The sequence below is a fragment of the Pseudomonas sp. FW305-25 genome, from assembly GCF_017351415.1.
Taxonomy (GTDB): Bacteria; Pseudomonadota; Gammaproteobacteria; order Pseudomonadales; family Pseudomonadaceae; genus Aquipseudomonas; species Aquipseudomonas chlororaphis.
This window is the reverse complement of sequence record NZ_JACNDE010000044.1, coordinates 19,337-41,405: the sequence shown is the minus strand read 5'-3', so window position 1 is coordinate 41,405 and position 22,069 is coordinate 19,337. Positions and strand designations below refer to the sequence as shown.

General features: G+C 61.5%; 20 protein-coding genes and 2 tRNA genes. 11 read left to right on the top strand and 11 right to left on the bottom strand.

Features of this window, described 5'->3' with window-relative positions:
* Positions 1-65: 65 nt before the first annotated feature.
* Positions 66-632 (bottom strand): dCTP deaminase, encoded by a 567-nt coding sequence (gene dcd / locus J4E58_RS28070; RefSeq protein ID WP_062823490.1) that lies wholly within the window; start codon positions 630-632, stop codon positions 66-68.
* Positions 633-984: 352 nt separating this feature from the next.
* Between dcd and J4E58_RS28065 the strand changes: the two genes are divergently transcribed.
* Both J4E58_RS28065 and J4E58_RS28060 read left to right on the top strand, forming a co-directional pair.
* Positions 985-1,194 (top strand): cold-shock protein, encoded by a 210-nt coding sequence (locus J4E58_RS28065; RefSeq protein WP_002554837.1) that lies wholly within the window; start codon positions 985-987, stop codon positions 1,192-1,194.
* Between the two features lie 161 nt (positions 1,195-1,355).
* A complete protein-coding gene (locus J4E58_RS28060) occupies positions 1,356-2,738 on the top strand; it encodes a toxin-antitoxin system YwqK family antitoxin (protein WP_256583205.1) in 1,383 nt (460 codons plus the stop codon).
* Between the two features lie 104 nt (positions 2,739-2,842).
* On the opposite strand, the gene J4E58_RS28055 is transcribed toward J4E58_RS28060, so the two are convergent.
* The gene (locus tag J4E58_RS28055; protein ID WP_087091469.1) at positions 2,843-3,850 is read right to left on the bottom strand and encodes a DUF481 domain-containing protein; all 1,008 of its coding nucleotides are present in this window, start codon (positions 3,848-3,850) and stop codon (positions 2,843-2,845) included.
* 164 nt (positions 3,851-4,014) lie between these two features.
* Between J4E58_RS28055 and J4E58_RS28050 the strand changes: the two genes are divergently transcribed.
* The 4 genes from J4E58_RS28050 (at position 4,015) to J4E58_RS28035 (ending at position 8,806) form a co-directional block, all read left to right on the top strand.
* Positions 4,015-4,368, top strand: a complete 354-nt coding sequence (locus tag J4E58_RS28050; RefSeq protein ID WP_009042455.1) for an MGMT family protein — start codon at positions 4,015-4,017, stop codon at positions 4,366-4,368.
* A 44-nt stretch (positions 4,369-4,412) separates the two neighbouring features.
* A complete protein-coding gene (locus J4E58_RS28045; protein WP_007923912.1) occupies positions 4,413-5,990 on the top strand; it encodes an AmpG family muropeptide MFS transporter in 1,578 nt (525 codons plus the stop codon).
* A 129-nt stretch (positions 5,991-6,119) separates the two neighbouring features.
* Positions 6,120-7,835, top strand: a complete 1,716-nt coding sequence (locus J4E58_RS28040) for a proline--tRNA ligase (protein ID WP_007923915.1) — start codon at positions 6,120-6,122, stop codon at positions 7,833-7,835.
* 17 nt (positions 7,836-7,852) lie between these two features.
* On the top strand, positions 7,853-8,806 hold the full coding sequence (locus tag J4E58_RS28035) for a hypothetical protein (RefSeq protein WP_087091468.1): 954 nt from the start codon (positions 7,853-7,855) through the stop codon (positions 8,804-8,806).
* 65 nt (positions 8,807-8,871) lie between these two features.
* On the opposite strand, the gene dinB is transcribed toward J4E58_RS28035, so the two are convergent.
* Positions 8,872-9,936: a DNA polymerase IV gene (gene dinB, locus J4E58_RS28030; protein ID WP_009042451.1), complete on the bottom strand. Its 1,065-nt coding sequence runs from the start codon at positions 9,934-9,936 to the stop codon at positions 8,872-8,874.
* 299 nt (positions 9,937-10,235) lie between these two features.
* On the opposite strand from dinB, the gene J4E58_RS28025 reads away from it, so the two are divergent.
* The 4 genes from J4E58_RS28025 (at position 10,236) to J4E58_RS28010 (ending at position 14,799) form a co-directional block, all read left to right on the top strand.
* Positions 10,236-10,312: transfer RNA gene (locus J4E58_RS28025), tRNA-Met, on the top strand.
* 187 nt (positions 10,313-10,499) lie between these two features.
* Positions 10,500-10,576: transfer RNA gene (locus J4E58_RS28020), tRNA-Met, on the top strand.
* Positions 10,577-10,855: 279 nt separating this feature from the next.
* Positions 10,856-13,504 carry a bifunctional lysylphosphatidylglycerol flippase/synthetase MprF gene (mprF, locus tag J4E58_RS28015; RefSeq protein WP_087091467.1) on the top strand — a complete coding sequence of 883 codons (2,649 nt, stop codon included), beginning with the start codon at positions 10,856-10,858 and terminating at the stop codon, positions 13,502-13,504.
* Positions 13,504-14,799: a virulence factor family protein gene (locus tag J4E58_RS28010; RefSeq protein WP_087091466.1), complete on the top strand. Its 1,296-nt coding sequence runs from the start codon at positions 13,504-13,506 to the stop codon at positions 14,797-14,799. Before mprF ends, J4E58_RS28010 begins: the two co-directional genes overlap by 1 nt.
* Positions 14,800-14,974: 175 nt before the next feature.
* Here J4E58_RS28010 and J4E58_RS28005 read toward each other — a convergent pair whose 3' ends face one another.
* From J4E58_RS28005 to J4E58_RS28000, 3 genes are all read right to left on the bottom strand, one after another.
* Complete coding sequence (locus tag J4E58_RS28005) at positions 14,975-16,876, bottom strand: potassium transporter Kup (protein WP_087091465.1); 1,902 nt, start codon at positions 16,874-16,876, stop codon at positions 14,975-14,977.
* 416 nt (positions 16,877-17,292) lie between these two features.
* The gene (locus J4E58_RS32075; RefSeq protein WP_087091463.1) at positions 17,293-17,541 is read right to left on the bottom strand and encodes a hypothetical protein; all 249 of its coding nucleotides are present in this window, start codon (positions 17,539-17,541) and stop codon (positions 17,293-17,295) included.
* Positions 17,501-17,794 (bottom strand): hypothetical protein, encoded by a 294-nt coding sequence (locus J4E58_RS28000; protein ID WP_087091462.1) that lies wholly within the window; start codon positions 17,792-17,794, stop codon positions 17,501-17,503. Before J4E58_RS28000 ends, J4E58_RS32075 begins: the two co-directional genes overlap by 41 nt.
* Before the next feature lie 128 nt (positions 17,795-17,922).
* On the opposite strand from J4E58_RS28000, the gene J4E58_RS27995 reads away from it, so the two are divergent.
* The gene (locus tag J4E58_RS27995) at positions 17,923-18,615 is read left to right on the top strand and encodes an SOS response-associated peptidase (protein ID WP_087091461.1); all 693 of its coding nucleotides are present in this window, start codon (positions 17,923-17,925) and stop codon (positions 18,613-18,615) included.
* A gap of 48 nt (positions 18,616-18,663) precedes the next feature.
* Here J4E58_RS27995 and J4E58_RS27990 read toward each other — a convergent pair whose 3' ends face one another.
* The 5 genes from J4E58_RS27990 to J4E58_RS27970 all read right to left on the bottom strand — a co-directional run bounded on the left by J4E58_RS27990 (position 18,664) and on the right by J4E58_RS27970 (position 22,025).
* Entirely contained in the window at positions 18,664-18,849 is a 186-nt protein-coding gene (locus J4E58_RS27990; RefSeq protein WP_053259989.1) for a hypothetical protein, read from the bottom strand.
* An 85-nt stretch (positions 18,850-18,934) separates the two neighbouring features.
* Entirely contained in the window at positions 18,935-19,729 is a 795-nt protein-coding gene (locus J4E58_RS27985; protein WP_087091460.1) for a DNA adenine methylase, read from the bottom strand.
* Positions 19,730-19,879: 150 nt separating this feature from the next.
* Positions 19,880-20,368 carry a lysis system i-spanin subunit Rz gene (locus tag J4E58_RS27980; protein WP_087091486.1) on the bottom strand — a complete coding sequence of 163 codons (489 nt, stop codon included), beginning with the start codon at positions 20,366-20,368 and terminating at the stop codon, positions 19,880-19,882.
* Positions 20,369-20,397: 29 nt separating this feature from the next.
* Positions 20,398-20,949, bottom strand: a complete 552-nt coding sequence (locus J4E58_RS27975) for a glycoside hydrolase family 19 protein (protein ID WP_087091459.1) — start codon at positions 20,947-20,949, stop codon at positions 20,398-20,400.
* 23 nt (positions 20,950-20,972) lie between these two features.
* A complete protein-coding gene (locus J4E58_RS27970; protein WP_087091458.1) occupies positions 20,973-22,025 on the bottom strand; it encodes a phage late control D family protein in 1,053 nt (350 codons plus the stop codon).
* Between the last annotated feature and the right edge of the window lie 44 nt (positions 22,026-22,069).

Sequence of the window (22,069 nt, the reverse complement as noted above, 5' to 3'; positions counted from 1 at the left end):
CGGGGCAGTCTCTGGTTAGAGTATCTGCCCGCTGAGGAATTCCCGCTATTTGTCAGATGAACGACTCAGGTACGCGGCAGGGTCACGCCACGCTGGCCCTGGTATTTGCCGCCACGGTCCTTGTAGGACACCTCGCACTCTTCGTCGGACTCCAGGAACAGCATCTGCGCCACGCCTTCGTTGGCGTAGATCTTCGCCGGCAAGGTGGTGGTGTTGGAGAATTCCAGGGTCACGTGACCTTCCCACTCAGGCTCGAGGGGGGTGACGTTGACGATGATGCCGCAACGGGCGTAGGTGCTTTTACCGAGGCAGATGGTCAGCACGTTGCGCGGAATACGGAAGTACTCGACGGTGCGGGCCAGGGCGAAGGAGTTCGGCGGAATGATGCACACGTCGCTCTTGATATCGACGAAACTGCCGGCGTCGAAGTTTTTCGGATCGACGGTGGCCGAATTGATATTGGTGAACACCTTGAACTCATCGGCGCAACGCACATCGTAGCCGTAGCTCGACACACCGAAGGAAATCAGCCGCTCCGAGCCTTCGCCGCGCATCTGGCGCTCCACGAAAGGCTCGATCATGCCGTGCTCTTGCGCCATGCGGCGAATCCACTTGTCCGATTTGATGCTCATGGCGGGTGTCCTGAAATAGCGAGGTGGAAAAATTCTGTCCGGCATCTTACCGGGGTGCGCCTGCGGGTTCAAAGTCTGGGCCGCTTTTCTCGCTGAAAGCCGCAATACTTGCGGGCTGGAAGATATGTACGGCACCGCCAGTCACTAAAAGCGCGAATCCTTGGCAAAGAACATTGGCAGGTTCCGGAAAAAGGGTTAAGGTGGCGCCACTGTGCTGCTTGTGTCACTGAGAATCTCTACACGATGTTGAATTTCGATCCAACCATCTCCAAGAATTTTTCCTGCTCTTTGCACTCAGTCTCGGCCAGGGCTTTTCCTGAGTCGCAGTTAACTTTGTCCAAGGAGATACACCATGTCTAATCGCCAAACCGGTACCGTTAAGTGGTTCAACGATGAAAAAGGCTTCGGCTTCATCACTCCACAATCCGGTGACGACCTGTTCGTACACTTCAAAGCTATCCAATCCGACGGCTTCAAAAGCCTGAAAGAAGGCCAACAGGTTTCTTTCATCGCTACCCGCGGTCAGAAAGGCATGCAAGCTGAAGAAGTTCAAGTTATCTAACTTGTACTGAAACAGTAAAAAAGCCCCGCCCTCAAAGCGGGGCTTTTTTGTGCCCGGATGTTTTTGCTTAATGGCACCCAGGCTATATGATCCGCCCCCCCGGACAATCATATGGAAACTGCAGGATGCCGTTCATACACCGGAAGTTGTTGAGCGCAGCGGTGCTCACACTCGCCCTCCCTCTCGCACTCAACGCCACACCTCGCCCCGACCATCCAGCGATCATCGTCGGCATGGATAGCGGCGCCAGCTACATTGCCAAGGACTCGCAGCAACAACCCGAGTTGCGACGCGCGGTACTGCTGGAGCTTTCCAGCGCCCATCGTTGCGGCAGCAACGAGGTTTACCTCACCCCTGAATCCTCAGGCATCCCCGCTGAGTCGTTCGGCCAGGTCCTGGAAGAAATCCAGCAACTGATCGATGACCAGACCCCACTCCTGCTGACCCTCTCGGACTGTGACGGAAAACGAGCCTTTTTCGAAAAGGTCCGGCCCTGCACCGCCCAGGAATGCGGCGAGCTGACCGCATCCCTGGTCGACGGCAAGCTCTACCTCGACGAGCGCTATGCGCCGACGGGCCAAGGCCAGGCCTCGTACTTCCTGTCGATGCCGATGAGCTACGACAAGCGGCAAAAAGCCTGGAACGCGAAAATCTTCTATGTCGAATCAGGCACCCTGCGCCGGGACTATTTCGTCAGCGCCGAGGACTTCGTTTCGGGCAAGGCTGTTCACGCTTCGAAAACCTACTATCCGGACGGTCAGGTCCGCCACAGCGCTGGCTATGACCTCAATGGCAAACGCCAGGGAGAGGCGCTGACCTACTCCGAGAGCGGTGTCGTGGTTAAACGCTCGAACTATCGGGATGGCCTCCTTGAGGGCTGGCAGAGCACCTACCACGACAATGGCAAAGTCGCCGAGTCCTACAACTGGCGCCAGGGCAAACGCGTCGACGGCGAATACCTGGAGTACGACGAGAACGGCAAGCGGGTCGGGCGCATCACCTACCGGGCGAATCTGCCGGACGGCCCGATCACCAGCTATTACCCGGATGGCAAGATCAAAGACAGCGGACAGTTCGTTGCCGGCAAAAAAGTCGGCCCCAGCCCGTCCTATTACCCTGACGGCACACTGGAAAGCACCGTCGATTACGTGGACAACCAGCCCGTGGGGTGGCAAATCCAGTACCACCCCAACGGCAAGGTAAAACAGAAACAGTTCAACGACGAACACGGCACCCAGCGCAGTTATGCCCTCTGGAACGAACAGGGCGTGCAGACGCTTCAGTGGCAATGGGATGAACAGCACCGCGAGCAGGGCGACTTCAAGGCGTGGTACGACAACGGCCAGCTCAAGGAGCATAAGGTCTACAAGGACGCGAAACTCGAAGGCCCCGCCGTCACCTGGTACGACAGCGGTCAGATGGAATCATCGACCGATTACCTGGATGGCAAAGAGCATGGCTGGATGCGCCTCTGGAACGAGGACGGCAGCCTGCAGAGCGAATGCCAGTACCAGACGGGCACCCGTCAAGGTGCATGCAGTTGAGGCTGACATAACGCAACGCTATCGAGACAGCACTCTTGCGCTGCCAAACAAAAAAGTCCCGCGGGTGCAAACCGCGGGACTTTTTCATTTCCAGGCCTGCGAGCTTACCAGGCGACGCCAAACCCCGCGGTGTAACGGGTCTTGTTAAGGTCGCTGTCCTTGGTGCCGCTGATGATGTCCCGTTCGGCCTTGAGGTTGAGCGACGCCCACTCCGTGACCTTGTAGCGCAGGCCGATCTCGGCATCCAGGGCGTAATCGGCAATATTGGACAGCGGCCGCCCCACCTCGCCATTGGTAAACAACTCGACCCGCTTGCCAATCAGGTAACGGTTGTAGTCCCACTTCATGGCCAGGGAATAGAAGTTGTCTTTGCCGCCATCCTTGTACTCGTAGTCGGTGCGGTTGAGCAGCGAACCCAGGGAGAACGCACCCAATTCGTTATCCCAGAACTGGTAACCCGGACCGGTACCCACCACGCGCTGGCGCGCCAGCTCCTCGACCTTGTCACGCTTGTAATTCAACCGCCCCTGCCAGAACCATTTATCGGTGAGGAAGCGGTCCAGTGCGTATTCGCCGCGCCAGTTGTCGGTGGTGACCACATCGTTCTGGAATTCGCGGTTGTACTCGCCTTCCGCCGTGTGCCGCCATTTGCCGTGGCGCGCCGAGGTCTTGAAGTCGATGTCGTAGTCGTCGGTGTCCTTTTCCGCCCGCTGATAATCCAGCGCCATGTCGACATTGCCCTTCCACACCAGATCCTCGACCACCGGCTTGGGCTTCATGATCTGCTGGATGCTCGCCAGCTCGACAGTCTTCGGCGCCTCGCCATTGGCCAGGGTGACCTTGCCGTCTTCCGCCGCGTGCAGGGACTTGGCCTTCTCGCCGGTGTAGGCATCCTGCTTGACCAGCAGTTCCTGATCGCTCTCCAGCGTCTTGACCTGCTTCCAGTCGATCGGGATGGCCCCGGCATACTCGGTCTGGATCAATAACTTGCCACCGTCGAACACTTTGATCTTGCCGCTCAGACGGTCACCGTTCTTCAACCAGACGGTATCGGCGAGCAAAGGCGTGGCGGTACTGAAAACGGCAAGGCACAGCAGGGTTCTGGACAACATAAACAGATACAAGGCTCGAGTTCGCGAAAAAAACCGGCATTATCCACATGAATAAAACCTCAGGTAGGGACTGACTCGACTATCTATAGTGAGTTCAATTCTCAATTGTTAATAAACCCTTTGTCCTACAGACGGTTTACAGGCCTGCATCAGGAAACCCGAACGTGATCGAACCGCTCGACGCCGACCAAAGCCCCGCCGAAATCCGACGCACGGCGCTCTACCTGACCCTGGCCCAAGTCCCGGAAGGCAAGGTAGTCAGCTATGGGCAACTGGCGGAAATGGCGGGCCTGGGTCGCGCCGCGCGCTGGGTGGGACGCACCCTCAGCCAGTTGCCCGCCGACACCACCCTGCCCTGGCACCGCGTACTGGGCGCGGGCGGGCGCATCAGCCTGCCCGTGGGCAGCGCTTCGGGCGACGAACAGCGCGCGCGACTGCGTATGGAAGGTGTCTCGATCCTGAACAATCGTGTGGATATTCGGCGCCATGGCTGGCGTCCGGTAGAGCACAGCGGTTAGAGTGCGCGCTTTGTTTCCGTAATTCTTGAGGCAGACTCCAGCCCATGCCCCGTAAAACCTGGCGCGCCGCGCTCGCCGCCTATGCCAGCCCCTCGACGCTCGTGCTGTTGCTGCTTGGTTTCGCCGCCGGCCTGCCCTACATGCTGGTGTTTTCGACACTTTCAGTCTGGTTGCGCGAAGCCGGTGTGGCTCGCGAAACCATTGGCTACGCCAGCCTGATCGGTCTGGCCTACGCCTTCAAATGGGTCTGGTCGCCCTTGCTCGACCAATGGCGCCTACCCTTGCTGGGCAAACTCGGACGCCGCCGCTCCTGGCTGGTCCTGTCGCAATCGCTGGTGCTGCTCGGGCTGATCGGCATGGGGTTCTGCGATCCGCAAAAGCACCTGTCCTGGCTGATCGCCATTGCGGTTATCGTCGCCTTCGCCTCTGCCACCCAGGACATCGCGGTGGACGCCTACCGCCTGGAAATCGCCGAAGACAGCCGCCAGGCCGCCCTGGCCGCCGCCTATATGTCCGGCTACCGCGTCGCCGCCCTGCTGGCCACCGCTGGCGCCCTGTTCTTCGCCGAAGGTTTCGGCTCCACCGGTTTCAGCTATAAACACGCGGCCTGGACCGGCACCTACGTGCTGTTCGGCGTGCTGATGATCCCGGCCCTGCTGACCACCCTGTTCATGCGCGAACCGCCGGTGCCGCTGCGCACCCAGCTGTCGGCCGGGCGCTACAGTTTCGTGCACCAGTTGGTGTCGGTATTCGTGCTGATCGTGCTGCTGGTGTCCGTGCCGGCGATGTTCACCCAGCTCTACAACACCGACTTCGCCAGCGTGCTGTTCGAAGGCGCCAGCCTGCTGGATCTGCTGCTGGAAGACCGGGCGTTCCTGCGCGCCATTCTCTATATCATCCTGACCTCGCTGTGCCTGTCGGCCATGGGCCGCCGCGGCCTGGCCCCGGTGCTGACGCCGGTCAACGACTTCATCCTGCGCTACCGCTGGCAAGCCCTGCTGCTGCTGGGCCTGATCGCCACCTATCGGATGTCGGACACGGTGATGGGCGTGATGGCCAACGTGTTCTACATCGACCAGGGCTTCACCAAGGACCAGATCGCCAGCGTCAGCAAGATTTTCGGCCTGATCATGACCCTGGTCGGCGCCGGCATGGGCGGCCTGCTGATCGTGCGCTTCGGCATCCTGCCGATCCTGTTCATCGGCGGCGCCGCCTCGGCCGCGACCAACCTGCTGTTCCTGATGCTGGCCGACATGGGCCCCAACCTGCAGATGCTGGTGGTGACCATTTCCCTGGACAACTTCAGCTCGGGCCTGGCCACCTCGGCCTTCGTCGCCTACCTGTCGAGCCTGACCAACCTGAAGTTCTCGGCGACCCAGTACGCCCTGCTCAGCTCGATCATGCTGCTGTTGCCGCGCCTGATCGGCGGTTATTCGGGGGTCATGGTGGAGAAGTTCGGCTATCACGACTTCTTCCTGATCACTGCCCTGCTCGGCGTGCCGACCCTGGTCCTGATCGCCCTGCACTGGTTCCAGGAAAACCGCCGCGCCGAACCGCCGCAAGCGCCCGAAGCCACACCGCCGGCCACGCCACCCGCTACAGCTGTCAGCGAAGAACCCTAGGAAACCCCGGGGCATACCGGCATTCATCCGGCTCCCCGACCTCCCCCGGCCGCAATCCTGTACGCCAACGGTTCTCGCCCGTACAATGCTTCGTCATTTCTAGTCTTCAGCAACCGACAACGGCCTACCATGCGCACCAGTCAATTTTTGCTCGCCACACAGAAAGAAACGCCTTCCGATGCGGTCGTGATCAGCCATCAGCTGATGCTGCGCGCCGGCATGATCCGCAAACTGGCCTCGGGCCTGTACACCTGGCTCCCGATGGGCCTGCGGGTGATGCGCAAGGTCGAAGCCATCGTTCGTGAAGAAATGAACGCCGCCGGCTCGCTTGAAGTGTTGATGCCGAGCACGCAGCCGGCTGAACTGTGGCAGGAATCCGGTCGCTGGGAGGAGTACGGCCCTGAACTGCTGCGCTTCAAGGATCGCCACGGTCGCGACTTCTGCGCCGGTCCGACCCACGAAGAGGTGATCACCGATCTGGCCCGCAACGAGCTGAGCAGCTACAAACAGCTGCCGATCAACCTGTACCAGATCCAGACCAAATTCCGCGATGAAATCCGCCCACGCTTCGGCCTGATGCGCGGTCGCGAGTTCATCATGAAGGACGCCTATTCCTTCCACGCCGATCAGGCATCGCTGCAGGTCACCTATGACCGCATGCACCAGGCCTACTGCAACGTGTTCACCCGCCTGGGCCTGAAGTTCCGTCCGGTCGAAGCCGACAACGGCTCCATCGGCGGCGCCGGCTCCCACGAATTCCACGTACTGGCCGAGTCCGGCGAAGACGACATCGTTTTCAGCAACGGCTCCGACTACGCGGCGAACATCGAGAAAGCCGAAGCCGTGCCACGGGAAACCTCGCGGCCGGCGCCGAGCGAAGAACTGCGCCTGGTCGACACCCCTGACGCGAAAACCATCGCGCAGCTGGTGGAAGGCTACAACCTGCCGATCGAAAAGACCGTCAAGACCCTGGTGGTGCACGCCGAGGAAGCCGGCAAGCTGATCGCCCTGATCATCCGTGGCGACCACGAGCTGAACGAAATCAAGGCTGCCAACCAGCCTGGCGTCGCCAGCCCGCTGGTCATGGCTTCGGAAACCGAACTGCGTGACGCCATCGGCGCCGGCGCCGGCTCCCTGGGCCCGCTGAACCTGCCGCTGCCAATCATCGTCGACCGCTCGGTGGCCCTGATGAGCGACTTCGGTATCGGCGCGAACGTCGACGACAAGCACTACTTCGGCTTCAACTGGGAACGCGACATGCCGGTCCCGACCGTGGCCGACCTGCGCAATGTCGTCAGCGGCGACCCAAGCCCGGACGGCAAGGGCACCCTGGAAATCAAGCGCGGCATCGAAGTCGGGCACATCTTCCAGCTGGGCAACAAGTACAGCAAGGCGATGAAGTGCGAAGTGCTGGGCGAGAACGGCAAGCCGGTCACCCTGGAAATGGGCTGCTACGGCATTGGCGTGTCCCGCGTGGTGGCCGCGGCCATCGAGCAGAACAACGACGAGAACGGCATCATCTGGAGCGACACCCTGGCCCCGTTCCAGATCGCCCTGGTACCGCTGCGCTATGAAACCGAGCAGGTTCGCGAAGCCACCGACAAGCTGTACGCGCAACTCACCGCCGCCGGCTTCGAAGTGCTGCTGGACGACCGCGACAAGAAGACCAGCCCGGGCATCAAGTTCGCGGACATGGAGCTGATCGGCATTCCACACCGGATCGTGGTCAGCGACCGCGGCCTCGCCGAAGGCAACCTGGAATACAAGAGCCGTACCGAAGCCGAGGCGCAAGCGCTGCCGGTGGCTGACGTGCTGTCCTTCCTCCAAGCCCGTATCCGTCGCTGAAACCAGATAGAGAAGTCATGCTCAAGCGAAACACCTTAAGCCTCGGTGGCGCCGCCTTGTGCGGCGCCCTGTTGCTCAGCGGCTGTGCCAACCAGATGTCGCAACGCAGCGAGCACGAGGAACGTGTCGAGCGCAAATTGCTCGATCACAGCCTGCAGATCGATGTCGGTGAGCCTAAGGTGCTTGAGCTGCCGCAACGCCGGGTGCGCATCCACGAGCAGAAGACCTTCGAAGTCACCGAGTTCGAAGTCACGCGTCGCTACGATCGCTACACACCCTATCAACCCTGGCGGGAGCTCTACGAGATCCCGCTGGGCGCGGTAGCCGTGGTCGCGGGTGTCGGCGCCAACGTGGTCAATGTGTTTGCCCTGGGCAACCTGCCGGACAGCGTCACCAAGGACTGGATCAGCTACGGCGTGGCCGGGCTCAACCCGTTCATGAACGTGCAGTCCCACGGTCGGGCGCAGCAGAACCTGGCGGGGATCGATGAAGTCCAGCGCGACAAGCGCGTGGAGTATTCGAGCCTGCCCTGGAGCGAGCGTCCGGTGCAGGTCAAGGCCGGCAAGGAAACCCACGAGCTGAGCACCGACCGCAACGGCGTACTGCGCCTGAACCTGTTGGACAGCCCGTTTTCCGAACAGGACCTGAACCACATCGGCAAGCTGCAGATCAGCGTCGCGGATGCCCAGGACGACGTGCATTCCGACTCGTCGCTGGCCATCAGCAACACCCTGCGCGGCAAGCTGCTGGAAGCGCACAACCTGATCTACGACGACCTCGAAGATGACGAAGTGAGCCAGTGGGTGCACCGGGTCAAGCGTCTCTCCGAACTGGGCCTGGAAGAAGAAGCCAGCGAACTGGAGCAGAGCCTGATCGAGCTGACCCGCAACGATCCGGAACTGCAAAGCGAATTTCTCAAGTCGCTGACCAAGAACGCCGGCCGCCTGGTCGCCGACCCAGGCGCCCATTGATCAGATAACCATCGCGAGCCAGCCTGTTTCCGCACTGCGGGGGTGGACTGGCTCGCGATGCTGTTTCAGGAACGGCTGAACAGCTCCAGTTGCTCATGCCCGCCACGCAGATCCTGCAAACGCACACCAATCCCCAATAGCCGCACCGGCCTGTCCCCGCGCTTGAACGCCTGGGTCAAAAGCTGCCGGTAACTCTCCAGGTCCCGCCCTGCCCCCGCCTGTTCGAGCGTGGTCTGGGTGAAATCGTGAAACTTCACTTTGACGAAGGGCTTGCCCGGACGATAGCTGCTGTCGATTCGCTCGATCCGGCCGGCCAGGGTCTGCATCAGCTCCGGGAGTTTATCCAGGCAGCTCTGCAGATCGGGCAGATCGACGTCGTAGGTGTTTTCCACGCTGATGGACTGCCGACGACTGTCGTTCTGCACCGGCCGCTCATCGATACCCCGGGCGAGGTTCCACAACCGCTCGCCAAAACTGCCGAATTCGCGCACCAGCGCCAGCTTGCTCCATTCGCGCAATGCCTCGCAGCTGACAATGCCCAGGCGTCCCAGCTTGTCGGCCGTGACTTTGCCCACGCCATGCAGCTTGTTGACCGGCAAGGCCGAAACGAAGTCCTCGACCTGGTCCGGGGTGATCACGAACAGGCCGTTGGGCTTTTTCCAGTCGCTGGCGATCTTGGCCAGGAACTTGTTCGGCGCCACCCCGGCCGACACCGTGATATGCAGCTGGTTGGAGACCCGGCGACGAATGTCCTGGGCAATGCGCGTGGCGCTGCCGGCGAAGTTGGGGCTGTCGGAAACATCCAGGTAGGCCTCATCCAGGGATAAAGGCTCGATCAGGTCGGTGTAGTCGCGAAAGATCGTATGGATCTCTTTCGACGCTTCCCGGTAGGCCTCCATGCGCGGCTTGACGATCAGCAGGTCGGGGCACAGCGTCAGCGCATGCCGCGAGGACATGGCCGAACGCACGCCAAAAGCGCGGGCCTCATAGTTGCAGGTGGCGATCACCCCGCGTCGCTCCGCCGAGCCGCCCACCGCCATCGGCCTGCCGGCCAATTGCGGGTCGTCGCGCATTTCGATGGCGGCGTAGAAGCAATCGCAGTCGATGTGGATGATTTTGCGCTGCGTCATATAAAGGCAGAGTTCATGGAAGCAAGAGGTCGATCACAAGACAGGGCGACAGTATCTCACCGAGAACTGTATATAGCACCAGTAGTTTGATTTCTCCTGTCTGCCACCAGAAAAATCGGAAGATGAATTTATTTTCTCAATTGGTCAAAGCCCCTCAATAGAGCTGAAAGCCTTGTGCAGCATGCCCTCAGGGCCGATCCAGGGGCTGCATTTTCAAGCTAAGCAATTGAACGAGAACAGTTTTTTTCGGCCAATCGGTTGACAGGCCGGCGATCCTCTGTAGAATGCCGCCACACAGACGCGGGATGGAGCAGTCTGGTAGCTCGTCGGGCTCATAACCCGAAGGTCGTCGGTTCAAATCCGGCTCCCGCAACCAAACATCAAAAAAGGCTACTCGAAAGAGTGGCCTTTTTTGTGCGCGCTCGTTTTGTTGTCGCGCAAAACAAAACCCTTTGCAGTACCGGGACTTAACCCGCCTTGCGAGTCATTCAACACTTATTTGACTCAATGGACCTTTAACGGTTGACACTCCGGCGTTCGTCTGTAGAATGCCGCCACACAGACGCGGGATGGAGCAGCCTGGTAGCTCGTCGGGCTCATAACCCGAAGGTCGTCGGTTCAAATCCGGCTCCCGCAACCAAACAACAAAAAAGGCTACTCGAAAGAGTGGCCTTTTTTGTATCTGTCGAAAAAATCTTTTCGCAACAATGACCTGGCAACCTCCCGTGAACCGTCAGTCACCTCCCCCACTCTTTCCAACCCGCTATGCTCATTGCCAGGCAGCCGCTTGAAAACGCTGGCCGTCCGGGCTCGCAGGGCCATGGTGAGACGCGTTAATATTTGAAACTATTTTTTCTGCAGGGATTGGTAACTTGGCTGGATACCCCCATCCTGTCGCGCACAATCCACGAGGTGATTGATGCGCGCCAACTCGTCTGACTCACAAGACACCGATACCGTTACAGCGAACCAACCGGTTGCGGCCACCCGCTTGCGCTGGCTGGAGCTACTGAGCAAATACCGCCAGCCCATCGGCATGGTCGTGACCCTGCTGCTGTTCGGAATCGCCCTGATTGCCTGTCGTCACCTGCTCAGCGAGCTGGATCTGTATGCCCTGCATGATTCGATCCTCGACGTGCCCAAGCCGGCCCTGCTCGGCGCCCTGGCCGCGACCGTGGTCGGTTTCGTCATCCTGCTCGGCTACGAATGGTCCGCCAGCCGCTACGCCGGGGTGAACCTGCCGCCACGCACCCTGGCCCTCGGGGGCTTCACCGCCTTTGCCATCGGCAATGCCATCGGCCTGTCGCTGCTCTCCGGTGGTTCGGTGCGTTACCGCCTCTATGCCCGGCATGGCGTGGGTGCCGGCGACGTCGCCCATATGACGCTGTTCGCCAGTTTGTCCCTGGGTTGCGCCCTGCCACCGCTCGCGGCCCTGGCGACCCTGAGCAACCTGCCCGCCGCCTCCGCCGCCCTGCGCCTCTCCGAAGGCCTGCTGGCCAGCATTGCCGGCGCCGTACTGCTGCTCTGCGCGATCCTGGTCATCGGTATCTACCGGCGCCGCCTGCCTGAACAGCCACTGCCGGACAACCTGTTGGTCAAGGCCGGGCGCCGTACCCTGCGCCTGCCTGGACGCCGCCTGACGCTCCTGCAACTGCTGATCACCGCCCTCGACGTCGCCGCCGCAGCCACAGTGCTCTATCTGCTGCTGCCCGAGGCACCGCCCTTCGGCGCCTTCCTGCTGGTCTACCTGCTGGCCCTGGCGGCCGGCGTGCTCAGCCATGTACCCGGCGGCGTCGGGGTGTTCGAAGCGATTCTGCTGGCCGCCTTCGCCGACAAGCTCGGCGCGGCGCCACTGGCCGCCGCCCTGCTGCTGTACCGGCTGATCTACGTGATCCTGCCGATGCTGGTGGCCTGCGTCCTGCTGCTGATCAATGAGGCCCAGCGCCTGTTCCAGACCCGTCAATCGCTGCGGGTGGCCTCGGGCCTGGCCGCACCGATCCTCGCGGTGCTGGTGTTCCTGTCCGGCGTGGTGCTGCTGTTTTCCGGCGTGACCCCGGAAATCGACACCCGCCTGCAACACATCGGTTTTCTGATCCCGCACCGCCTGGTGGATGCCTCGCACTTCGGCGCCAGCCTGGTCGGGGTGCTTTGCCTGCTGCTGGCCCAGGGCCTGCGCCGGCGCCTGTCCGCGGCCTGGATATTGACCACCATCCTGCTGCTGGTCGGTGCCGTGCTCTCGCTGCTCAAGGGTTTCGACTGGGAAGAAGCCAGCCTGATGACCCTGACCGCCAGCCTGCTGGCGGTCTTCCGGCGCTCCTTCTACCGGCCGAGCCGCCTCACCGAACTGCCGTTCTCGCCGCTGTACCTGGTGGCCAGCGTCTGTGTGCTGGGCGCATCGATCTGGCTGCTGCTGTTCGCCTATCAGGACGTGCCCTACAGCCATCAGCTGTGGTGGCAGTTCACCCTCGACGCCGATGCCCCACGGGGCCTGCGCTCGCTGCTGGGGGCCGCGGTGCTGCTGGTGGTGGTGTCCCTGACCTGGCTGCTGCGCACCGCGCGCCCGGTGATTCACCTGCCCAATGGCGAGGAGCTGGGCCGCGCGGCGAAGATCCTTATGGCCTCTTCCCAGCCCGACGGCGGCCTGTCCCTGACCGGCGACAAGGCCCTGCTGTTCCATCCCAACGATGACGCCTTCCTCATGTATGCCCGGCGCGGCCGCAGCCTGGTGGCGCTGTACGACCCGATCGGGCCGACCCAGCAACGGGCCGAGATGATCTGGCAGTTCCGCGACCTGTGCGACGTCCACCATGCGCGCCCGGTGTTCTACCAGGTGCGCGCGGAAAACCTGCCGTACTACATGGATATCGGCCTGACTGCGATCAAGCTTGGCGAAGAAGCCCGGGTCGACCTGAACCGCTTTGACCTCGAAGCCAAGGGCAAGGAGATGAAGGACCTGCGCTACACCTGGAACCGCGGTACCCGCGACGGTCTGGCGCTGGAAATCCATGAGGCCGGGCAGGCGCCGATGGACGAGCTGAAAGTCATTTCCGATGCCTGGCTGACCGGCAAGAATGTCCGCGAGAAAGGCTTCTCCCTCGGGCGTTTCAGCGAGGATTACCTCAAGCATTTCCGTATCGCAATCATCCGTTTTGAAGGACGTCCGGTGGCCTTCGCCAACCTGCTCGAGACCTACAGCCATGACCTGGCTAGCCTCGACCTGATGCGCGCCCACCCGGAGGCTCCCAAGCTGACCATGGAATTCATGATGGTCGGCCTGATCCAGCATTATAAAAACCATGGGTATGCCCGCTTCAGTCTGGGCATGGTGCCGTTGTCGGGTCTGCAACCCCGGCGTGGCGCGCCACTGACCCAGCGCCTTGGATCGATGGTTTTCCGTCGGGGTGAGCAGCTGTACAACTTCCAAGGGTTGCGCCGTTTCAAAGACAAATTCCAGCCTGACTGGGAACCTCGTTACATGGCCGTGCCCGCCGGACTGGATCCGCTGGTGGCACTGGCCGATACCGCCGCCCTGATTGCGGGCGGCCTGACTGGATTGGTGAAACGCTGATGATTCAACGCTCCTGGCGGTATGTATTAGCCACCCTGGTGGTGCTTGCCCTGATAGCAGGAGGCGGCTACTGGTACTGGAATCGTCCGGCACCACAACCGACCCTGGAACACCTGGCCCAGACCGATGGCTCGACCCTGACCCGTGTTACCCCGGCCGCCCAGGCCAAGGCCCGGGTCGCCGTGGCCGTCCTCGCCGACGAAGCCCTGACCGATACCCAACTCCTGGCCCTGAGCCGCGGCGGCGCGGCGCAGATCGTCCAGGTGATCCTGCCCAAGGACGACTGCAAGCTGCAGGAACAAGCCCTGCAGACCGCCTTTGGCCAACTCGCGGGCCCGGCGACCCTGGTCAGCGGCATCGGCCCTGGTGCCGCCCTGGCCTGGCGCTGGATCGCCACCCAGAACGACGACAAGGCCCAGGCCGTGTCGGTGGGCTTTACCATCAACCCGGCACCGGGTTGTACCGATCCATTGCCCAAGACCCTGGCCCACGGCCACTGGCTGGTGGCCTGGAACGACAACCCGGATGACGAAAGCGCCGGCTTCGTGCGTGACACCCCCAATGCCAGCACCAGCATCAGCGACTACGACATTCACCTGCCTCAGGTGCTGAACAACGAGCTGCGCAAGCTGCTGGTAGGTTCGGACAACGGCGGCCTGAATATCCCGGTGGTCGAAGTGCCGGCCGGCCAGGCCAAGGACACCGTGACCCTGTTCCTCTCCGGTGACGGCGGCTGGCGCGACCTGGACCGTGACGTGGCCGGCGAGATGGCTAAGATCGGCTACCCGGTGGTCGGCATCGACACCCTGCGCTACTACTGGCAGCACAAGACCCCGGAGCAGAGCGCCACCGACCTGACCGAACTGATGCAGCACTACCGGCAGAAATGGGGCACCAAGCGCTTCGTGCTGACCGGCTACTCGTTCGGCGCCGACGTGTTGCCAGCCATCTACAACCGCCTGCCGGAAGCCGAGCAGCAGCGAGTCGACGCCATTATCCTGCTGGCCTTCGCCCGCACCGGCAGCTTCGAGATCGAAGTCGAAGGCTGGCTGGGCAACGCCGGCAAGGAAGCCGCCACCGGCCCGGAAATGGCCAAGCTGCCAGCGGCCAAGGTGGTATGCATCTACGGCGAGGAAGAAGTCGACGAAAGCGGTTGCACCGACAAGACCGCCGTCGGCGAAGCCATGAAACTGCCGGGCGGCCATCACTTCGACGAAAACTACCCGGCCCTGGCCCAGCGCCTGGTCAACATCATCGAGAAACGCCAGGGCAAGGACAAGGTCGCCGACGAGTGATCTGAGCTCCCCAGACAAGGCCCCCGCTGCCAACCGGCACCGGGGGCTTTTTCATCCTTGAAATCCCCCTCTGCGGGAGCGGAGCAAGCTCGCTCCTACAGGGGAAAGCGCCCTCCTCCAACAAAAAAGCCCCCGTCACCACAGCGGTGACGGGGGCTTCTGCTGTCGCGCCAGCTTACATCTCGATCTGGGTCCCCAGCTCGATCACGCGGTTCACCGGCAGCTTGAAGAAGCGCAGGTTGCCGTTGGCGTTCTTGAGCATGAAGGCGAACAGCGTCTCGCGCCAGCGCGCCATGCCGACGATCTTGGAGGTGATGACCGTCTCGCGGCTGAGGAAGTAGGTGGTGCGCATCGGGCTGAAGTCCAGCTCGTCGAGATGGCACAGTTTCAGCGCTTCAGGCACGTCCGGCTCGTCGGTGAAACCGAAGTGCAGGATCACCCGGAAGAAGCCTTCGCCATAGGAATCCACCTCGAAGCGCCGTTGCGTCGGCACCCGCGGGATATCTTCATAGACCACGGTCAGCAGCACCACTTGCTCGTGCAGCACCTGGTTATGCAGCAGGTTGTGCAACAGCGCATGGGGCACGGCGTCGGAGCGCGCAGTGAGGAACACCGCGGTGCCCTGGACCCGATGCGGCGGCTGCACACGGATGCTGTTGATAAAGATCGGCAGCGGCAACGCGCCCTCGCCGAGGCGGTCCATCAACAGTTCCTTGCCGCGTTTCCAGGTGGTCATCAGGGCGAACAGCACAATCCCCGCCAATACCGGGAAAGCACCGCCCTGGAAGATCTTCGGTACGTTGGCGGCGAAGAACAGCCCGTCCACCAGCAGGAAGCCCACCAGGATCGGCACCGTCAGCACCGGCGACCACTTCCACAGCAACAGCATCACCGCCGACACCAGGATGCTGGTGATCAGCATGGTCCCGGTCACCGCCACGCCGTAGGCCGAAGCCAGTGCGCCGGAAGACTCGAAGCCCAGCACCAGCAGGATCACCCCGACCATCAGCGCCCAGTTCACCGCGCCGATGTAGATCTGCCCCTGCTCCGCGCTGGAGGTGTGCTGGATGTACATGCGCGGGATATAGCCCAGCTGGATCGCCTGGCGGGTCAGGGAGAACGCGCCGGAGATCACCGCCTGGGAGGCGATCACGGTAGCCAGGGTCGCCAGGACCACCAGCGGGATCAGGGCCCAGCTCGGCGCCAGCAGATAGAACGGGTTACGTGCCGCTTCCGGGTTCTCCAGGAGCAAGGCGCCCTGGCCGAAATAGTTGAGCACCAGCGCCGGCAGCACCAGGGCGAACCAGGCGCGAGCGATCGGCTTGCGCCCGAAGTGGCCCATGTCGGCGTACAGCGCTTCGGCACCAGTCAATGCCAGCACTACCGCGCCGAGAATGGCCACGCCCATGCCCGGATGCACGATGAAGAACCGCACGCCCCAGACCGGGTTCAGCGCCTGCAGCACTTCCGGATGCTGGACGATGCCGTAGATCCCCAACACGCCCAGGGTCACGAACCACAGGACCATTACCGGCCCGAACAGCTTGCCGATGCGATCGGTACCGTGTTTCTGGATCAGAAACAGCGCCACCAGCACGATCAGCGCCATAGGTACAACCCAGTGCTCGAGCCCGTCGAAGGCAATCTCCAGCCCCTCCACCGCCGACAATACGGAAATCGCCGGGGTAATCATGCTGTCGCCGTAGAACAAGGCCGCACCGATCAGGCCCAGGATGACCAGGACCACCCGCAGCCTCGGATAGGGCGTCGACGCCCGCCGGGCCAGGGCGGTCAAGGCCATGATGCCGCCCTCGCCCTGGTTGTCGGCCCGCAGGATGAACAACACGTATTTGATCGAGACCACCCAGATCAGCGACCAGAAGATCAATGCAAGGATGCCGAATACACCGTCGTGGTTGACCGGAACCCCGTAATGCCCCGCGAATACCTCCTTCAAGGTATAAAGCGGGCTGGTCCCGATGTCGCCATAAACCACCCCGACCGCCGCCACCAGCATCCCCAGGGGCCTGGCCCTGGAATGCTCGCCGCCTACCGCCTGACTACTTGCCTGACCCATCCACCACTCCTACTACCCAGATCGGGGCTTCTTATAAAAGGCATGACATTCAAGACAACGCCAAGCTTGCAAGACTCTCGTGAATGCCAATGCAGCATGCGCCCTTTTACTTACAGTTACAGAGGTTCTGTTGACTATAAGAATTCACCTGGACGCAACGGCGCGAAGCATAGCGCAGCACTCGTCGTATTTCCCTGCATAAAGCTGGTCAAGTGCGCCGGCCATCGCTAGAATTGCGCACTTTTTGATCAGAGGCGCCCCTAGCGCCCGTTCGTCGCCAGCGATTTTATCCAGATCGCCGAGCGACCCGACACCTATACCGAGGTTAGACATGTCCACCCCTACCGCGCCAGCCAACCCCAAGGTCGGCTTCGTTTCCCTGGGTTGCCCTTAAGATAACCAATCTAGATCAGTATCTATTCATCCATCTCTTGCGCGTTAAGTGCCCATAACCTGGCAGCTTCAGACAACTCCAGCATGTCAGAAAGCACGGCGGCATTAATCTCCAGGCGGCGCCTTACGGCATAGGCCATTGCATCAAGGACTGCAGCACGTCCGTCAGGGTCCACGATCAAGGCCGAATTATCATAAAGCTCGTCTAGCCATGGCTGCGGAATGCCCGCCCTATTCAGCACGACACCACCACGACTGCGCGTAGAAGGCATCGCCAATCTGCTCGATGCCATTCAAGTTCATCCCCCCCTGAGCCATCCCGGTGATTTTCACGTCATGAAGCCGCGGAAGGATGTCAGGGCCAGGGCCCGGATTGAAAACCCAAGCACTGAAAGCCGCCCGGCCAAGCTCTTCGTTCTGGCATTCATAGATGTGAATGTCGCCCCGAATCGCGGGGGTCCTCCGCAATTCCTCCTTGGAAAGCGCAACGCCCAGAACTCGGCGCGGTGTGATCAGGAAATACATTGGACAACCCTATACTGTATAAAAACACAGCATATTATCCACAACTCCCCGACCATCAATCGGGCGCTGACGAGTGGAGCGCCCGCTGGTCTACCGTGAATTAGATGAACTGGCGTTTGGAGGTGGTTATGTGTGGTCGTGTCGCTCAGTACCGATACATCGATAACTACTGCGACGTTCTAGGACTCGCCGGCAAGTGGCTGTCGTCGATCGAGAACAAGCCGCTGGCCCGGTACAACGTGGCCCCTACGGCGTTGGTCGCACTACTGCGCCAGACTGAAGACGGATTGCACGCCGACCTGGTGCGCTGGGGATGGCGCCCGCATTGGGCCAAAGACCGGGCCGCGCCAGTGAACGCCAGGGCCGAGAAGGTGGCCCATGGCCCATTCTTCCGCCAGGTCTGGCCGCACCGAGCGCTGTGCCCTATTGACGGGTGGTTTGAGTGGGTAGACGAAGGCGGGCCGAAGAAACAGCCCTACTTCATCCGCCGACAGGACGGCGCTCCTACCCTGTGCGCAGCCATCGGCCAGTTCCCTGATACAGACGAAGACCCGGGCGAACATGACGGGTTCGTAATCATTACCGCGGACTCTGCAGGCGGCATGGTCGACATTCACGACCGCCGTCCGGTTGCCTTGGCCCCGGATCTGGCGCGGGAATGGATCGACCCGGCCATGCCCAAGGAGTACGCCGAATTGATGTTGATACACCAGAGCGAGCCAGCCGATGTGTTCGAGTGGTACCGGGTCGACACTGCTGTAGGCAACGTGCGCAACCAGGGTCCGAACTTGGTTGAACCAGTCCAATTACCAGCCTCATGAACACTGTCCCGGGCCGGCCTCGCCCGGGAAAGTGCTGGAGCTTCGAGATTACTTACCCGCCACCTCTGTCATCAATCGGGCGGACTCAGCAAAGCCAACCCATTGACCGGCGGAGTCTAGACCGCGGCTCACCAACTGCTGCTTGGCCAGTTCGTTAAGATCAACCTCACCGCGCAAAGCCGCAAGCAGGACATGTGTTGGGAAGGTTTGGAGGTACATCTCGGCGGTTTCCATGAAGCGGTTTCCTTTGTGGGCGTGGACACAGTAACGCTCCACGCAAATCGAATAGCAAGCGAATCAGATCCTGTGCGACGACCATCTAAAATAGCCCTCCCAGAGCTGCGGGAGTCCAGTTCATGATCACCAACTCACCTGTCACGTCGGCTTTGCCATGCCGCTGATTGGCTGTGGTGTAACGGATGTCCAAGGTCTCGAAATGAAACCCTTCGAACACTCGCCGGATATCCGGATGGTCGTTGATGCTGACCATCACCTTGCCCTTGCAGCGGCGCATGAAGTCGGCCATGCGTTCGTAGTTCTCGAAAGGGAAGTCCACGCCATACCCAGCGGTCTGCCAGTAAGGCGGGTCCATGTAGTGAAAGGTGTGGGCACGGTCGTAGCGTTCCGCGCATTCAAGCCAAGAGAGGTTTTCGACGTAGGTGCCAGACAGCCGCTGCCATGCGGCCGAGAGGTTCTCCTCGATCCGCAACAGGTTTATGGCGGGGCCAGTAGTGGCGGTACCGAACGTTTGCCCCGTGACCTTGCCACCGAAGGCGTGCTGCTGCAGGTAGAAGAACCGGGCAGCGCGCTGAATATCGGTCAGCGTCTCGGGGCGGGTCATCTTCTGCCACTCGAAAATCTGACGAGAACTGAGAGCCCATTTGAACTGGCGGACGAACTCTTCCAGATGGTTCTGCACCACCCGGTACAGCGTCACCAGGTCACCGTTCAGGTCGTTCAGCACCTCCACCGGGGCTGGCTGGGGGCGCATGAAGTACAACGCGGCACCGCCGGCGAAGACTTCGACATAACATTCATGAGGGGGAAAGAGGGGGATCAAGCGGTCGGCTAGGCGGCGTTTGCCACCCATCCAGGGGATGATAGGAGTAGACATTAAGAGCAAGACCTTTACTGTATATATAGACAGGTGCTAGGCTCGCCGCGCTTTGTGCACGGAGCAGGAGCCTTGGCTGGACTTGCAGGGGCAATCTGCAGGGACGGCGGCCGGGGTGGATGTTGACGCATCCAGACCGGCCGCTCCTTTTCACTTCTGTGTAGATACTTTTCTGGCGTAGGCCTGACAGGCCGCCAGGGCGATCAGTCCTTGATCGCCGTCGTTGGTGATTCCGATAATTCGTTGAGCATGCGCTGGGTCAAGCCGGCCGCGTGCGGCTCCATGAACCACGCCGCCGGCGGTGGTGGTGGCAGGCACTGCACATCCGCTGCTGGCATCGGCAGCGTCGAGGAGGACTGACAGGCGCAGATCAGCAGTGGCAAGACGGTCACGCAGGCGACCTTGATCACGTTGTGCATCGCTTAAAACTCGGTAATGGGTTTGATCACTGGCCAGCAGCTGCTGCTCCAGGGCCAGGCGTTTGTCTTGTTCTTCACGCTGCCGAGCAGCTGCGGCCAGATTCAGCTGATTGAAGCTTTCCGCCTGCAGCCGGGCTTGTAGCTCCAACTGCTTTCCGTAGCGCCAGTCCTGCAGGATCCAGCCACCCCGGCCACCCAAAGCCAACCCCAACAACAACATCAAGCCAGCAAGCCGCCAGTTCAGCACATTCACATCAGCACCTGCTCAGCGCGCTTGTAGATCGCCAGACGATCGTCCAGCCCGTTGAGTCCGCCGTTGATCCGTCGGGTGATGGCCTCGAACGCCGCCGGCCCCTTGTCGGCCAGTGAGTTGAGGCCGGCCTGGTGCCAGAACCAGCCGGCCGAGTCGGCAGCGTGCTCTGGCCGCTCGAGCAACTCGGGATGGTTGAGCAGATCGAGGCCCAGTGCTTCACCGCAATGCTGGTAGTTGGTGCGGCCAGTCACCTGAATCAGGCCACGGCCGCGATACTTTTGGCCGTCGCCGTCGGCTTCGAGCGTGTTGCCCAACTGCGCAGCGAGCTTGCCGGTGTCGTACTTGGCCAGGTACTGATCGCCGCCCAGTTCACGGACGTAGCGCAACTGGCCAGACTCATGGCCGACCTGGGCCAGGAACGCACGCTTGCGCAGCGGGGTGACGATGCCCCACTTCACCATCGCCGCATTCAGTACAGGAAGAAAAACGCCGGCTTGGGTGCCGGCGTTGGGGAGGATCTGTTGCAGCTGCTTGAGAGTGACAGTCATCTTGAATCTCCAGTTTTGGCCACTCAGGCCGGTTTCACATCGACCACCTTCAGTGGCTTGTCGGATTTCTTTTTCTTGCCCTTGGCCTTCGCCTTGCCCTTCTTGCCGCCGTTGCACTCCACCGCGGTCGACCAGCCGGAGGCATCGAAGGTCTGCTCGACGCTGTCGACCAGGTACTGACCATCCAGACCCACCTTGAAACCCTGGGCATTGATCAAGCGCTCGGCGAACAGGTCGGTGCGCCCGGGCATCTGCAAGCGCACGCTGGCAGTGGTGCGGTTGAACGCTGCGAGCTTTGCTTTGGCCGCCTGTTCGGCTGCGGACTTGTTCGGGTAGATGTGTCGATCGGTGTGCACGCCCGGCAGCCCCGATGGGGCGTCGTCATTACCCAGCTCGACCACCACCAACTTCCCGCTCTTTTTGTCCTGATGCTGGGTCTTCACGGCCTTCTGTGCGCTGCGGTCACCGAGACGGAACTGCCACCGGCTCACGTCCGCCGGCGTGATAGTGACCACGCCAAAGGCCTTGCCGCTGGCACCCTGGCTAGCTTCACGGGGCAGGACCAGCAGCTTGCCGTCCGCGACTTTCGCGGTGCAGTCGTATTGCCTGGCCAGGCGGGTGATGAAGTTGAAGTCCGACTCGTTACGCTGGTCGACGCGGTCGACCTTGGTCTGCACGGGGCAGGCCGGTGCCCAGCCATTGCGAGCCGCAATGTCGCGGACGATCTGCGACAGCGGCACGCCCTCCCAGTTGCCGCTGCGCGTGGTCTTGCCGCTGCCACGCATGTCGCTGGCCTTGCCCCGGATGACCATCGTGCGTGGCGGCGCGGAGACTTCGATCTCATCGACGGTGTACCGCCCGAGGCGGGCCAGCGCCTGCCCCGCATAGCCCAGGTAGACCTCGATCCGCGCCCCTCGGGCGGGTAAGGCAACCGCTGCATCACGGTCATCGATCCGCAGCTCGAACTCGTCGGAGTCCATCCCAGGCTTGTCGGTTGTTCTCAGCAGCAACAACCGGTCATTGATCAGCGCCGTGATGTCCGCGCCATCAGCGACGATGCGAAAGGTAGGTTGCATAGGCACTCCAGAATGAAAGAGCCCCGCACTAGGCGGGGCTCGTT